The following is a 13,878-nucleotide window of genomic DNA, read 5'->3' as shown; positions in this document are numbered from 1 at the left end:
CGGTCGCGCATGCCCGGCGTGCGGGCAGGCGCGACTTCATGGGCAGCGGAACTTCACGTCCCGGGCGCGGGCTTCTTGCGGCCTAGCGTTTTCTTGGAAGCTGGTTTCTTCGGGGCCCGGGCGCCCTTGGCGGCGGCGGGAGCGCCCGCGGTCTTCTTGCGCCCGATGGACTTGTTGCCGCCCTTGGACGCGCCGGCGCCCTTGGCGCGGGGCGGGCGGCTGGGGGCGGCCTCCTGCTGGGGGGCGGCCTTGGGAGCCCTGGCTTCGGCGGCGGGCGGAGGGGTGGAGTCGGCGCCGGAGGTGGAGCCGGGCTTGAAGGCCTCCTCCACGGAGGTCTCCACGCGGCGCACGGCGGTCTCAATCTTCTCCGCGGCGGTCTTGGTGGTGGCGGCGGCCCAGGTGCGCAGTTGCGCGAGGCCTTCCTTCACCTTGGCCTGCTTTTCCGGGTCCTTCACCTCCTTGAGGAGGCGCTCGGCCTCGCCGCGGAGGTCGTCCGTGGTGCGCTTGAGGTCCTCGCCGGTGCGCTTGAGGAAGTCCATCAACTGCCTGTCCCACTTCTCGGCCATGACGTGTCTCCTCCGTCTGCTCGAACCCATCCAACTGCACGTGTGGACGGCGCGCAAAGCCTTCCGCGCTGTCCATGTAGGACGGCGGAGCGCGCCATCGATTGCCGTGTGGCAGTGCGTCAGGGGCTCCGCCGGGGTGCAAGAGGGGGGAGCGCGCGACAGTCGGATGGCGGACACGTTAAGGTGCGTGCCCTCTTCCGGGAAGGCCGCGTTGGGGCGGGCCCGGTGCTGGAGCGTTCCTCTATGTCGTCCCGGTCCTTGCGAGCGCTGTCCTCGCTCGTCGTGCTCACGTCCCTGTTCGCGCTGGTGGCCTGTGGTTCCAACGAGGCGGAGTCATCCGGGCCGGTGCTGCCCCAGGTGACGCTGCCGGCGGCCACGGTGGGAACGGCCTACGAGAAGGTGCTGACGGCGACGGGGGGCGCGGCGCCGCTCACGTATTCGGTGGACCAGGTGCCGCCGGGCTTCTCCTTCTATGGAGACAGCGGGCGGCTGGTGGGCCCCGCGACGACGGCCGGCGAGTGGTCGCTGACGGTGGGGGTGCGCGACGCGAAGGGCCTGCAGCACGCGCGGGGCTACGCGTTGCGCGTGTGGCCGGCGCCGGTCATCACCACGACGTCGCCGCTGCCCGACGCGAAGGAGGGCAGCGCCTACACCTTCACCTTCACCGCCACGGGCGGGGCGCCGCCGCTGACCTGGTCCCAGGTGGGCGGCGCGATTCCGGAGGGCCTGAGCCTGACGGAGGACGGGGTGCTGACGGGCACGCCGTTTGGCCCGGCGCTGTATGAGTTCACGGCGCGGGTGGAGGACGCCAACGGCGCCCACGCGGAGGCGGTCCTCCGGCTGCCCCTGACCACGTCGACCGGCGAGCTGCCCGACGGCGGCCCGGTGACGGACGGCGGGACGAAGACGGATGGCGGCACGGATGGCGGCACGAAGACGGATGGCGGGACGCAGCCGACGGCGGTGCCGCTGAAGGTGGGCAACTGGAACATTGAATGGTTCGGCTCCACGGCCGAGGGCCCCACGGACGAGGCGCTGCAGTTGACCAACGCGACGGCGGTCATCGCGGACGCGGGGCCGGACGTGCTGGGCGTGGCGGAGATCGTCGGCGTGGACGCGTTCAACTCGTTGAAGGCGGGGCTCAACGGCTACAGCGGCCTGCTCGCGGGTGATGGCTGGTACGGCTCCACGGCCCAGAAGGTGGGCCTGCTCTACAAGACGAGCACGGTGGAGTTGGTGAGCGCGAACGTCGTGCTGACGGATTGCGCGCCGGACTTCGCCTACCGGCCGCCCTTGCGCGTGGACCTGAAGGTGCTCCGGGGCTCCTCGCCGGTGGACCTGACGGTGATGGTGCTGCACATGAAGGCGTACGCGGACTCGGATTCGTACCTGCGGCGCAAGGGCGCGGCGGTGTGCCTCAAGGACTACCTGGACACGAACCTGCCGACGCAGAACGTGATGGTGCTGGGTGACTGGAACGACGACGTGGACGCGTCCATCTACACGCCCTACGAGTCGCCGTACCTGAACCTGGTGAACGATGCCGCGCGCTACAAGTTCCTCACCCAGCCGCTGTCGGAGTCCGGGGAGCGCTCGACGGTGAGCAACAGCCAGTTCATCGACCATCAACTGGTGACGAACGAGCTGGCGGCGTACCACGTGGCGGACTCCACGAAGGTGCTCAAGCCGAGCATCGTCAGCTACAAGAGCACCACGTCGGACCACTACCCCATCTTCAGCGATTTCAACTTCGGCTCGGCCGCGCAGCCGGGCAGCGTGCGGGTCACTGCGCCCAATGGCGGCGAGACGCTGCAGGCGGGCACGTCGTTCAACATCACCTGGACGTCCAGCAACGTGTCGCAGGTGAACATCACGTACACGCTGGACGGGACAGTGTGGCGCTCGGTGGCGTCGAACGTGACGGCGTCCACCGGCCGCTACGCGTGGACGGTGCCGAGCGAGTCCTCCACCTCCGCGAAGGTGCGCGTGGCGGACGCGGCGCGCGCGGACGTGGCGGACGTGAGCGACGGGGTGTTCACGCTGACGCGGCCGGTGCCGCTGGTGTTCATCAACGAGTACCTGCCGCAGCCGTCCGCCGGCTCCTCGGGGACGCCGGACTACGACCAGCAGTTCGTGGAGATCTACAACTCCGGGACGGCGGCGGTGGACCTGAGCGGCTGGAAGATCCACGACGCGTCGTCGTACCAGTCCGGGGCGCCGCGGCACACGTTCGCGTCGGGCACGGTGCTGCCGGCGGGCAAGGCGTACGTGGTGTACTCGGGGCTGTCCGCGGTGCCGGCGGGGGCGCAGTACGCGACGTACGCGAACAACAACGGCTACGGGCTGCGGTTCGACCGGGGCACGAACCAGTGGAACGGCACGTCCTACGGAGCGGGTGACATCGTGTACCTGGTGCGCCCGGACGGGACGGTGCAGGACAGCCACTCGTACCAGAGCGCCAACGTGCCGGTGACGTCGGGCCGGTCGTTCAACAGGTCCCCGGACCTGAGCGCCACGGGGACCTGGAACCTGGACTCCGCCCCGACCCCGGGCACCAAGGCGAACGGCTCCGCGTTCTGAAGCGCTTCACGGTGACATGACTTGTTCGTCGTCGTCTCAGCGGGCGCGGGGCTCATCCTGCTCGCACCCGCATTGCTTCTCACGACGCCATCCGTGTCACCGGCGCAGAGCGCACCAGGATGCACTTCTTCGACCAGATGGAGATACTCGGGCGGGTCCTGCTCGACGACGCTCCGAAGACTCCTGGAAGTGAGGAGGCCATCCGCACCGCCGCGGCTGCCCTCCAATTCATCGACGCGACGGGGCAGGTTGCTGATTTCGAGGACTACGTCCGGAACCTCGAAGCCTACGCGCCGCCGCTTGCCATTGCCCGGTTCGACACCCGGCAGGATGCCGATGCCTGGCTGATGGCCCAGAAACGTCCACCGGTGTTTGCCTCCATCCTGGTGGCGGATGAGTACTACTCGGTCTTCTTCAATCCCACGAGCGGGTGGAGGGCCCTGGGCCGTCAGCCTCGCCTTGAGTTCTATCTCCAGGAGATGGCGGACCAGCGGCGCCCGCCTTCAGGCCTGTCCTTCGCCGCGAAGGAGGAGGCGGAGGCGTGGATGAACCAGCAGCCCACGCCTCCCCAGCAGGTGGTCATCGACATCGCGGGGGCGCCGTATCTGGCCGCCTACCACCACCGCATCGACTACCGCGTCCTCTACCCCCTGCCCGCGCCCACGCCTCCGTCACAGGAGACGTGAGGACTACAGCCGGAACTGCACGCGCACGCCCGGCTGGATCCAGACGTGGAGCTGCTTCGCGTCGTCGGACAGGTCGTTGCTGACTTCGGCCGAACCGCCAAGCCGGACCGTTCCCTCGCGGTACTGCCCCACGGACGCGGAGATGTAGGGCCCCACCGCGATGGAGCGGGTGAGCTGGAGGTCCACGCCGAAGTGGGCGTGACCCAGGTCATAGCCCTCCAGCTTCAGATAGGAGTTCGCGGCGCCCTCCCCCATCTCCACCTTCCCGATTTCGTAGCCCACGCCCACGCCCACCCACGGCGAGAAGAAGCCGTCCGGACGGAAGTGGTAGTCCAGGTCGATGCCGAAGCGCAGGACCGTGCTCTTGCAGTTCACGCCGTCCTCGCACTGGTCGCCCGGTCCGGACCCGATGCCGTACTGGAAGTAGGCGCCCAGCGAGAGCTGCCGGTTGAAGAAGTAGGAGAGGTCCACCTGCGGCGCCACCGTGCTGCCAAAGGTGTCCTTCAGCGCGCTCTCCGCGAACGCGTCACCCACGGGAATGCCAATGGCGCCGCGCGCGCCCAGCGCGAGCCCGGAGCCCTTGGGCTCCTGGGCCGCCGCCGGCAATGCGCCCAGACAGAAGGTCAGAACCAGCGATGCGATGAAGCGTCGTGAAGTCATGTCGTCCAGGGAGAAGAGGCCGTCATCCGACGGCGTTGGGTGTTGGCGGCACGCACTGCAAGCCCACGGCCAGGATTCGCAGGATGCGGGCGCCAGGGCTTCGCACGTCTCGGGGTGTTGGGACAGCGCCGAAGCGCGACAGGAATGTCAGTCTTTCGTTTCAGGTCATGGCAGGTTCACGCCGTGCCAGAGTCCTGGAGCAAGCCATGTCCTCCCCGCTGACCGAAGACTCCGACATCGTCCGCTGGCTGCGCGCCGAGCGCGAGACCCGCGGGCTGGCCCGCATCGAGCTGTCCGCTTCGTTGAAGCATCGAGGGGAGCTGCTGGATGACACGTTGCTCTTCACGGCGCCGGACGGAGCGCTGACGTTCGGTTCATTGCCGGAAGCGCCACGGGCCCAGGTCCAGGCGCTGATGCAGCGGCATCACGCGTCCGCGTCCGGGCTGGGGGACGTCTCGCTGTCCATCGTCTGTGACGCGCACGCGGCGCCGCGCCTCCAGATGACGGACGCGGCCACGCGGGAGCACGAGGCGAAGGAGCAAGCCCGCGCGGAGGCCCGCTTCGATTCGCGCAAGTACGGACGCGCGCTGGCGCAGCGGGTGGCGGAGCTGCTGGACGCGGGAGCGGACCTGTCCATCACGGTCGACCCGCGCGAGGGCGTGTCTCGCGCGCTGTGGCGGTCCGGGGATGGCACGTACGCGCAGGGCCACCGGTACCTCCAGGGAGACTCCAAGCCGAAGCGGACCTTCGCGTCGCGGGAGGAGTTCAGCCGCTGGCTGGCGGAACAAAGCGACGAGTCCCTGGCGAAGGAGGACTTCCCGGATGACCCGCGCAGGTGGGGAGTGGCGACGTTCAACCGCGAGTTCTTCGCGCGGAAGACGGGCCGGCGTTCTTAGGTAGGCCTTCCTCTCAAAGACGCTTGAGGTAGGCTGGTTTTTCCTTGTCCAGCCGCCGCATCCAGAGCCTATCCAGGCCCGTGCATCCCCGTGCGTGTCACCCCTATCTGTTAGGTTTGAAGGATGGAGGTGACCCGTGATGTCGCTGTCCACTTCGGCCATTCCCCTGGTGCTGACGGTCCTGCTGGGCGCCACGGCGGCGGCGCAGTCCCGCACTCCCGTGCCCCGGGAGCGCAAGGCCCGGCAGCTCACGCTGCGCGCGGAGGAGCCTCCGGTGCTGCATCCGCTGCATGTCGCGGCCCATGAAGTGACCACCGTCACCTTCGATGCGCCCATCGTTCCGGAGTCCGTGGACCGGAGCGTGCTCGCGCCCTTCTTCACCCGCGTGGCGGCGCATGAGGACGTGCTCGTCCTGAAGGCGTCCATGGACATCCCCGCGGGCAGGGAGCCCGTGCTCACCGTGCGCTTCGCCGGGCCCGGCGCTCCGGCACAGGTGGGCTTCGTGCTCACGACCGTGGCGGCGGAGGTGGATTCACAGGTGGAGGTGTTCCGGCAGGAGCGCACCGCGCAGGATCTGGGGAAGGAGCTCGCGGACCTGCGGGCCCGGTGCGCGGTCACCGAGGCAGGGCTCGCGCCGCTGCGGGCACAGTGCGCGCGCAGTGGGCTGGGCGGCGCGGTGTTGATGGGGGATGTCACCCCTGGCGGCGTCGCGGTGGCTTACCTCCGGGATCCGTCCGTGAGCCCGGGGATGCTCGCCAAACGCCCTCATGTGCTCTACCGCACGGAAAGCACCCGTGCCCTGTCGACATTGCTGATCAACACCGTGGGGAGCGCCCCCTGGATACCGGGGTTCGCGCGGATGACACCACGCGGGTCCAATGCACCGCCGGCCCGTGAGTTCCCCCTGCTCATGCAGGTGAATCACCTGGCGCCTGGGGAGCAGGCCACCGTGGTGGTGGAATGGCGCGCGCTTCCGGACCTGCCTGCTGGCACGCACTACACCTTGGAGTTGCTGGACTCGAAGGGTAAACGCGGCGTCCGCTGGGAAGAGGTGGCGCCATGAGCCCGCACGAGGCACCGCCCGGCGAACAGCATCATGCCTCCACCCAGCCCGGCAAGAAGGCCCACGGCCCTGCCCGACCTTCCTTGCTGCTGATGGTGGATGCGCTTCCACCGGGGACCCTTATCGGTCCCTGGCGCGTCCTCCGTCGGGTGGCATCAGGCGGGTACGGCACGGTCTACGTCGTTCAGGCGAACCACCGGCCTCGCGGCAGGCGGTACGCCCTGAAGCTGGCGCGACAGCCCGACAGCCCCTGGTTCTCACGCGAAGCGGAGGTGCTGTCCCGCCTGCGGCATTTGGGGGTGCCTCGCCTCATGGAGGCCGGGGCATGGCGGTCAGGGTCCGGAAACTACCCTTTCCTGGTGATGGAGCACGTGGAGGGTGAGTCGCTCTATGAATGGGCCCGCACTCGCAACCCCACGGCCCACGAGGTGAGCGCATTGTTCATCCAGGCCGCGGAGGTCCTGGCCTTCGCGCACCAGCACGGTGTCCTGCACCGCGACGTCAAAGGCGACAACCTCCACGTCCAGCCCGGTGGACGGCTCACCCTTCTGGACTGGGGAGCGGGCTGGCATCCCGAAGCGAAGCCCCTGACCGGAACGGGCCAGCTTCCTCCTGGCACGGCTCACTACTTGAGTCCCCAGCTCCACCGCTGGCGGATGGCGGCTCCGTCACAGGAGTGTCCTCGCTATGGCGAGGCGGATGAGCTGTACGCCCTGGGCGTCACCTTCCATCGATTGATGACCGACAGCTATCCGGCGCTCCCAATGGAAGTTGAAGGGCCTGAACACGCATGGCCCAACCCGCTGGTGCCGAGGGCATTGGCTTCGCTCGTCAGCCGCCTGCTCGCGTTCGCGCCCGAAGCACGGCCTCCGAGCGCCTCCGCTCTGGCCTCCGAACTGCATCAGGTCCTGGCCCATGCGGATACCACCTGGGACCTGCCCCTGTTCGACTGGGCCACACCTCCCTCGGATTCCTCACGCACGACGCAGGAGGCGCCCGGGATGGTGGGACCGGTGGCACCGGGTCAGGAGGTGCCGCTCCAGCACGCACGCCTTCAGCGTCTGGACCGGGTTCAACGCCTCCGCGAAGCACGCGAGCTGCGGCGCCGGTCTCCGCGTCATGTCGCTCGGGCGGAGGCCAAGGCCATCCTGGCCGCGAGCACGGTGCGCCGCCGACGGACGTGGCGGACCCTGTGGCGTCAGGGTGCCGTGGGATTCGCATGCGTGCTGTTCATGGTCTGGTTGGGCTGGAGCCTGGGACTCTTTTCAAGGTCCGACATCAATGCGCCAGTTCGCCCTTCCCCGCCTCCCGTGGCGCGGGCGCTTGCGCCCGACCAAGCTGCCGCGTCCGGAGCGGCCCCTCCTTCCCCTGCGCCGCTCCCGCCGGAGAAGGACCTCATGAGCATTCCCTTGAAGCAGGACCCACCTGTCCGCGGACGTTCACTGTCACGCGGCTGCACGTTGGCTGTCGGTGCGGCGACAACCCTCATTGCCTGCGCGGGTGCACAGGTGGTGCCCAAACCCCAGCGATGCCCCACGGAGGCGCTGGAGGCGATGAAAGCGCTGAAGCTGCGGCGGGATGCGAAGGCAGCCATCACGGTCGACATCCGTTATCCCGACCGCCTGGATGCCATGCTCATGCTCTCCGTGCATGACGGCGACATCGTCAGCGTCCAGGAGGAAAAACGCGGCGGGCTTCCGAAGGGGACCCTGCTCTACGGACGACTGTGGACAGGGGGAGAACGGGTCATGGGCCGCTACACGCGAGCGGAGACGCCGGACGGCCACACCTACCCGGTCTGCTTCGTCCTGGGGAACGACGATGGCTTCTGGCCACTGGAGACGGGCTCCAAGCCCGGCGCCGCGCTCCTTCCCCGGACCGCGGGCTACACCGTGGTGGACGCGTTCCCATAAGCGTCGTGCGCCCGAGGTAAGACCCGGGGGATGAGCCACATCCTGGCGAATGAAGCGCTCCGCTCCGTCGTGCTCTACCACCCCAAGCCCACCGAGGGCTGGCGCTACGCCATCTACACCCAGGAAGGCGTCACGGATGGGAGGCTGCTCGACAGCACCCCATCCACTTCTTTCGAGGAGGCCCGGGCCCGGATGGAGCAGACACTGGTGGAGCTCTTCGGCCGCTCCTCCCCCCTGCGCTGGAAGGAGACCGCTCCGGGATGGTGGACGGGCGCAGCGCTGGACGCAGAAGCCTGAGCGGCCCACGCCGCGCTACTCCAGCAGATCCAGGATCGCCAGGGGCTCCTTGGGCTCCAGCAGGTCCAGCCGGTGACGGGCCTTCACGGCCAGCTCCAGGGGCTGAACGCCATGGCGGAACCATGCATGCGCGATGCGGTCGATGCCCGCGCCAATCAACGGCGCCGCCGTCCGCAGGCTGGCGCGGAGAGCCACTGCGTTCGTCTGCCCACCGTGCAGCACCAGGTTTCGCTGACGATAGAGCCGGCGGAATGCCCGCACCGCGTAGCCCTCCACGTCCTTCAACTTCTTGCGTGGGTCCTTGAGCAGTCCCTCCATCCGTGCGACCGCCGCCCGGTGGCTCCAGACAGGTCCCTCCCAGGGGAGCGACCGCGCTTGCTGGATGGCTTCCAACATTCGGGATGCGCGCTCGTGATTGCTCGTGCACTTCAGGAGTTGCTCCTGGAGGGGACTGGCGCTGCTCTTGCTTTGGAGGGATGCCAGCAATGTCAGCTCCGCCCTGGGAAACGAACACGCCACCAGGGCGGCCAACCGGTCCCCCGCAGGTGCCTTCTGGCCATCCTCGGGTGCGACCAGCAACGCTTCGATGGAGGCCCAGCCAGCGGCCACCGCGACCACGGCGGGCGCATCCAACTGACCGAGCAACTCGAAGGCCGCATCCACACGGCTGAAAGGCCCGGACGCGAAGAGCTGGTCCTGACGCTCCAGACTGCGGACCTCGACCCGCCGATGCCTGCGGAGCGGCAGCGGCTGCCGGCTGCCTTCGACATATGCGTGCTCGCCATGCCGCATCTGATGGCCTGTTCCAATGAGGAGCCGCGCGGCCAACTTCTCTACTGTCTCCGAAGCCTGTTCCGCGGCGGAGAAGGCATCGCGGGCATGAACCGTCAGCAACCAGCCTCCGCCTTGCCGGACGTGGGTGGCGTCGAACCCATTCGCGATGAGCCACTTCGAGACCAAGGGCGCGTCACACCATTCTCGAGGCAGAGGCCCCTGGAGCCCCAGCGCGCTGCGCACGGTCAAGAGGACCTGGAAGCGAGAGGGCGGCGTCCGGGCCAGGGCATGCGCTTCCTCCAGCAGCTCCGATAGACGATAGACCTGCGTGGAATGGACGAGTCGGTACGTCAGCCAGCGATGGAGGAAGTCGGGGCTGAACCCCGCATCCAGCAGATGGGAGGCGACGGCGCGGGCCACCCGCTCTGGCTTCACCGGGATGCCCAGCGCGAGCTGTTCCGCCCAGCGGGACAGATATGACGCATCAATCTCCTCGGTGAGACGGTGCACCGCGGGCAGCTCCCCCGAGCGGGGCCTCAACGGCGAGCCGAGCAGCCGCTGCAGCAGGCTCCGGGACTGCGGTGAGATGCCTTCATCGGGCCCCAGCGCTCGGGATAATTCGTTCGCCAGCCACTCGACCGCCTTGTCGGAGAGCACGCCCGCCGGGACGGCTTCCACCGCCTCCAACAGCTCACGGAGGCTGAGCACCGTTCCCACCTCCCAGAGCCCTCGGAACCAGGCGGTCCAAGCCTCGAAGAACTCCAGGAGACGTGCCGCCACCCGCTGTGAGCTGTCCTTGCTTTCGAGCACCGAGCGCCTTACTTTTCGAGCAGGTCACTGGACCGCTCTCTCTACGGAGGCCGTCCCCACCCGGGAGCTGTTCATCCGCGTGGGTTTCGGCCTCCAATTTTTTCCGCGGGCAGGGTGACGGCTTCCGCCTCCCCTGCTTCCGCGAACCTCCCCCTGGCTCGATGCAGGATTCGCACCCACAGCCTCCGGCGCCGGAGACCCTCCCCAATTCGCAACCATCTCCGGGCCCGGCTCAATAAAACGCGCGCCGTGCGTGTGGGGACGACCCGGATTTCGGGGTCATTTCGTATCTCATTTCCAGAAGGGGCCCGGCCGGGCGCCTCCATGACACGGAGCATTCCGCGTGCTGCCTGGAACCGAGCGGTCAGTCTTGGAGGCCTTCCGCCGGGGTGACACCGCCGTGCTCACCCAGGTCTACCGCGCCTATTCGCCAGAAGTGCTGCGCTACCTGTCCCGGCGCTTCGCCGTCCACTCGGAGACCGGCACGCGCTCCGTCTCGCTCACGCCCCTGGACCTGGACGCCGCGCACCAGGAGACCTTCGTGCGGGCCTTCCGCCCCCACATGCGCCAGGCCTACGACGGCGTGCGCCCCTACCTGGGCTTCCTGCTCACCGTCGCCCGCTCCACCGCCATCGACCTCATGCGCGCCTCCGGCCGCGTGGCCCGGGAGGCCATCCCCCTGGATGACGCCCCGGAGCTCACCCACGCCCCCACCGAGGGCAAGAGCCCGGAGGAAGAGGCCCTGGGCGCCGAGGTCCGCTCCATCGTGCGCCGCTTCCTGGAGGCCCTGCCCGCCGAAGGGCGCGCCCTGGCCCAGCTTCGCTTCATGGACGGCCTGTCCCAGGAGTCCGCCGCCGACCAGCTCCAGCTCACCCGCGGCGAGGTGCGGGTGCGCGAACGCCGCCTGCGGTTGCAGTTCACCGAACACCTGAAGGACTCGGGCTGGCTGGACAGCGATGTCGTGCCGGGACGCCTGCAGTGGGGCGCCCTGCTCGCCACCCTGGCCCTGCTGTGCGCCATCCCATTCGGGAGCCTCCCATGAAGTGGTACGAGCGACATGTGGACGCGGGACTGACGCGCTGGTCCCTGGGGGAGCTGTCCACCCCCGAATCCTCGCGGCTCCTGCGCCACGCCCACGCCTGCGCCCGCTGCGGCGCCCGCTACGACAAGTGGGCCCGCGCCCACCGCGTCTTCGAATCCGGCCAGACGGACACCCCCACCGCCACGGAGCTGGAGACACTCACCGCCGCGGGGCTCGAAGCCGCCCTCACCGCCGCCTCGCCCCCGGACGCCGCCCCCGCCCGGTGGCCCACCCTCGCGGTGCTCGGCGCCACGCTCGCGGCCCTGTTCCTCGCGGTGGTGGTGACGCCCTCGTCCGTCGCGCCCACCGCCGCCACCGAACCCACCGAGCCCGAGTTCAGCGTCCGGGGCGCCAGCCATGACCCGGTCGCGCCCCCCGCGCCGGTGGCCCAGGCCGTCCTGCGCGTCTTCTGCGCGAAGCCCGGCCAGGCCCTGCGCGAGCTGCGCGCCGGGGCCGCGTGCACCCCGGGCGCCACGCTGGCCTTCGCGGCCGGTGCCCGCCCGCCCTACACCCACGTCGCGGTGCGCGTGCGCGCCGGCGGCCGCGAGGAGGTCAACGGCCCCTTCCTGCTCAGCGGCAAGGCCGGCGAGGAGCGCCCCCTGGAGCTGACGGTCGCGCTGCCCGCGGGCGCCGATATGGCGGAGGTCACCGCGACGTTCTCCGCGCACCCGGACGCCACCCTGGCGGCCCTCCGTCAGGGCACGGCGGAGGGGGTGGTGGTGCTCAGGCAGGAGGTCCGGGTAAAGGAATCTCCATGAAGAAGCTGGAAGTCCTCCTGGGGGTGGCGCTGCTGGCGGCGGCGCCGGAGGCGGTCGCGGACACCGTGCGGCGCGCGCTGGTCATTGCCCACAACGGCAGTGACGACCCCGCGCTCGCGCCGCTGCGCTACGCGGACGACGACGGCGTGCTGTGGGCGGAGACGCTCAAGCGGCTGGGCGTGGAGACCACGCTGCTCGTGGACCCGGACGAGCCCACGCGCAAGAGCGGCAGCCTGGCGCTGAAGTCCGCGCAGCCGCCCACGCGCGCCGCGGTGGAGCAGGCCGTGAAGCGGCTGCAGGCGGCGGCGCTCGCGGACCACGCGGCGGGACGCCAGACGGACGTGCTCATCGTCTACGTGGGTCACGGCAACACGGACGACGCGGGCCGCGCCTACTTCACGCTCGCCGACGCGCGCCTGGACCGCGGCAGCCTCTATTCGGAGCTCGTGGATCCGCTGGGTGCGGACTACGTGCACGTCATCGCGGATGCGTGCCGCGCCTCCGGCGTGGTGGGCAGCCGAGGCGGGACGCCGGACGCGGCGGTGCTGGCGGAGCTGCGCGGCGTGCTCGCGCGCGAGCAACTGGCGTCGCGCCCCCACGTGGGCGCCCTCTTCGCGGAGAGCGAGGATGGCGAGACGCACGAGTGGTCCCGCATCCGTGCGGGCGTCTTCAGCCACGTGGCCCGCTCCGGCCTGCTGGGCGGCGCGGACATCAACGGCGACGGCCAGGTGGAGTACAGCGAGCTGGCCGCGTTCGTGGCCGCGTCCCTGCACGGCGTGAAGGGCATGCCCGCGCGCCTGTCCGTCAACGCCTTCGCGCCCACGGCCGAGCCCCGCCGCCCGCTGGTGGGCCCCGCGCCCGAAGGGCCCCGGGTCACCTTCCCCGCCGGCTTCGAGTACGCGCGCCTCTCCGTGGAGGACGCGGACGGCCAGCGGCTGGTGGACGTGCGGCGCTCGAAGGAGCAGTGGACGCAGATCCTGCTGCCGCTGCGCGACGTGTACTGGGTGCGCGCGCCGGACGCGGAGGCGCGCATCACGCTGGCGCAGGTGTCCTCGGGCACGCCGAAGCTGCGCCCGCGCGAGCTCCAGGAAAGAGGTCCCGCGGAGGAGGCGCTCCGCCGGGGCCTGTTCGCCGTTCCGCTGGACCGGTCGTTCTACGACGAATACGTCGCCGCCGTGGGGCTGGTGCCGGTGGACTTCGGCGACCCCTTCCAGCCGTCCGTCATCGGCGGGGCGCGCTCGCCGCTGGCCGTGGCGGCGCCGTCCGACTGGACGTCGCGGTTGGAGCTGGGCCTGGGCGCGGGGCGCTCGCCGCTGGGGCTGGCGAAGTTCGCCGCCGGGCCCAGCCTGTCGTGGCGCACGCCGTCCTCCGTGGACCTGCTCTACTACGGCGTGCGCGGGGCGTATGGCGTCACGCCGCTCGCGTCCCGGGACGGCATCCGCCTGCACCGCTTCACGGTGGAGGGGCTGGTGGGGCTGGAGCGCCCCGCGAACACGCCGCTGTTCGCGGAGGTGGGCCTGGGCTGGGGGCTGCTGGGCCTCACGGCGCCGGGCTTCCGCCAGGCGGACCCGGCGATGCTCACCGGCCACGTGGCCGCGGGCGTGATGGGGCGGCTCGCGGGCATGCCGCTGCGGCTCTCGGCCCGGGTGGGCATGGATCGCGTCACCGCCAACGGCCACACCGGCATGGACAAGCAGTACGGCCTGGAGATTTCCCTGAGGCGCTAGCGGACGCGGGCCGTTGGGCCCGACCGTGTCCGTGCGTGGGTGCGCCGCTGTCCGCGCCCACCGCGCC

General features: G+C 70.1%; 12 protein-coding genes. 9 read left to right on the top strand and 3 right to left on the bottom strand.

Annotated elements, in window-relative coordinates:
- Positions 1-53 precede the first annotated feature (53 nt).
- Positions 54-566 carry a transcriptional regulator gene (locus K8556_RS16630; RefSeq protein WP_223741054.1) on the bottom strand — a complete coding sequence of 171 codons (513 nt, stop codon included), beginning with the start codon at positions 564-566 and terminating at the stop codon, positions 54-56.
- A gap of 243 nt (positions 567-809) precedes the next feature.
- Here K8556_RS16630 and K8556_RS16625 point away from each other — a divergent pair, with 243 nt between their 5' ends.
- Both K8556_RS16625 and K8556_RS16620 read left to right on the top strand, forming a co-directional pair.
- Entirely contained in the window at positions 810-3,146 is a 2,337-nt protein-coding gene (locus K8556_RS16625; RefSeq protein WP_223741053.1) for a lamin tail domain-containing protein, read from the top strand.
- 119 nt (positions 3,147-3,265) lie between these two features.
- On the top strand, positions 3,266-3,832 hold the full coding sequence (locus tag K8556_RS16620; RefSeq protein ID WP_223741052.1) for a head protein: 567 nt from the start codon (positions 3,266-3,268) through the stop codon (positions 3,830-3,832).
- Between the two features lie 3 nt (positions 3,833-3,835).
- Here K8556_RS16620 and K8556_RS16615 read toward each other — a convergent pair whose 3' ends face one another.
- Positions 3,836-4,492 (bottom strand): outer membrane beta-barrel protein, encoded by a 657-nt coding sequence (locus K8556_RS16615; RefSeq protein ID WP_223741051.1) that lies wholly within the window; start codon positions 4,490-4,492, stop codon positions 3,836-3,838.
- Between the two features lie 206 nt (positions 4,493-4,698).
- On the opposite strand from K8556_RS16615, the gene K8556_RS16610 reads away from it, so the two are divergent.
- The 4 genes from K8556_RS16610 to K8556_RS16595 all read left to right on the top strand — a co-directional run bounded on the left by K8556_RS16610 (position 4,699) and on the right by K8556_RS16595 (position 8,661).
- Positions 4,699-5,388: a hypothetical protein gene (locus K8556_RS16610; protein WP_223741050.1), complete on the top strand. Its 690-nt coding sequence runs from the start codon at positions 4,699-4,701 to the stop codon at positions 5,386-5,388.
- Between the two features lie 139 nt (positions 5,389-5,527).
- Positions 5,528-6,451, top strand: a complete 924-nt coding sequence (locus K8556_RS16605) for a DUF2381 family protein (protein WP_223741049.1) — start codon at positions 5,528-5,530, stop codon at positions 6,449-6,451.
- Entirely contained in the window at positions 6,448-8,364 is a 1,917-nt protein-coding gene (locus tag K8556_RS16600) for a serine/threonine-protein kinase (protein WP_223741048.1), read from the top strand. The genes K8556_RS16605 and K8556_RS16600 overlap by 4 nt, the downstream gene beginning before the upstream one ends.
- 30 nt (positions 8,365-8,394) lie before the next feature.
- Positions 8,395-8,661, top strand: a complete 267-nt coding sequence (locus K8556_RS16595; RefSeq protein WP_223741047.1) for a hypothetical protein — start codon at positions 8,395-8,397, stop codon at positions 8,659-8,661.
- A 15-nt stretch (positions 8,662-8,676) separates the two neighbouring features.
- On the opposite strand, the gene K8556_RS16590 is transcribed toward K8556_RS16595, so the two are convergent.
- Positions 8,677-10,245, bottom strand: a complete 1,569-nt coding sequence (locus K8556_RS16590; protein ID WP_223741046.1) for a hypothetical protein — start codon at positions 10,243-10,245, stop codon at positions 8,677-8,679.
- Positions 10,246-10,615: 370 nt separating this feature from the next.
- Here K8556_RS16590 and K8556_RS16585 point away from each other — a divergent pair, with 370 nt between their 5' ends.
- Genes K8556_RS16585 through K8556_RS16575 form a run of 3 tightly spaced genes read left to right on the top strand, consistent with a single transcriptional unit; the run spans position 10,616 to position 13,811 of the window.
- Positions 10,616-11,287: an RNA polymerase sigma factor gene (locus K8556_RS16585; RefSeq protein ID WP_255651787.1), complete on the top strand. Its 672-nt coding sequence runs from the start codon at positions 10,616-10,618 to the stop codon at positions 11,285-11,287.
- Positions 11,284-12,084 carry a hypothetical protein gene (locus tag K8556_RS16580; RefSeq protein WP_223741044.1) on the top strand — a complete coding sequence of 267 codons (801 nt, stop codon included), beginning with the start codon at positions 11,284-11,286 and terminating at the stop codon, positions 12,082-12,084. The genes K8556_RS16585 and K8556_RS16580 overlap by 4 nt, the downstream gene beginning before the upstream one ends.
- Positions 12,081-13,811, top strand: a complete 1,731-nt coding sequence (locus K8556_RS16575) for a caspase family protein (RefSeq protein WP_223741043.1) — start codon at positions 12,081-12,083, stop codon at positions 13,809-13,811. The genes K8556_RS16580 and K8556_RS16575 overlap by 4 nt, the downstream gene beginning before the upstream one ends.
- The last annotated feature ends 67 nt before the right edge of the window (positions 13,812-13,878 follow it).

The sequence above is a fragment of the Corallococcus sp. AS-1-12 genome (assembly GCF_020036995.1).
Taxonomy (GTDB): Bacteria; Myxococcota; Myxococcia; order Myxococcales; family Myxococcaceae; genus Corallococcus.
Note: the sequence above shows the minus strand (reverse complement) of the source record. Positions and strands in the feature narration are given on the sequence as shown.

Bases quoted from the DNA above. Each gene is read 5' to 3' on its own strand.
- K8556_RS16575 (WP_223741043.1), top strand. From the start codon at position 12,081: ATGAAGAAGCTGGAAGTCCTCCTGGGGGTGGCGCTGCTGGCGGCGGCG.
- K8556_RS16595 (WP_223741047.1), top strand. From the start codon at position 8,395: ATGAGCCACATCCTGGCGAATGAAGCGCTCCGCTCCGTCGTGCTCTAC.
- K8556_RS16620 (WP_223741052.1), top strand. From the start codon at position 3,266: ATGCACTTCTTCGACCAGATGGAGATACTCGGGCGGGTCCTGCTCGAC.
- K8556_RS16630 (WP_223741054.1), bottom strand. From the start codon at position 566: ATGGCCGAGAAGTGGGACAGGCAGTTGATGGACTTCCTCAAGCGCACC.
- K8556_RS16580 (WP_223741044.1), top strand. From the start codon at position 11,284: ATGAAGTGGTACGAGCGACATGTGGACGCGGGACTGACGCGCTGGTCC.
- K8556_RS16600 (WP_223741048.1), top strand. From the start codon at position 6,448: ATGAGCCCGCACGAGGCACCGCCCGGCGAACAGCATCATGCCTCCACC.
- K8556_RS16605 (WP_223741049.1), top strand. From the start codon at position 5,528: ATGTCGCTGTCCACTTCGGCCATTCCCCTGGTGCTGACGGTCCTGCTG.
- K8556_RS16610 (WP_223741050.1), top strand. From the start codon at position 4,699: ATGTCCTCCCCGCTGACCGAAGACTCCGACATCGTCCGCTGGCTGCGC.
- K8556_RS16625 (WP_223741053.1), top strand. From the start codon at position 810: ATGTCGTCCCGGTCCTTGCGAGCGCTGTCCTCGCTCGTCGTGCTCACG.
- K8556_RS16615 (WP_223741051.1), bottom strand. From the start codon at position 4,492: ATGACTTCACGACGCTTCATCGCATCGCTGGTTCTGACCTTCTGTCTG.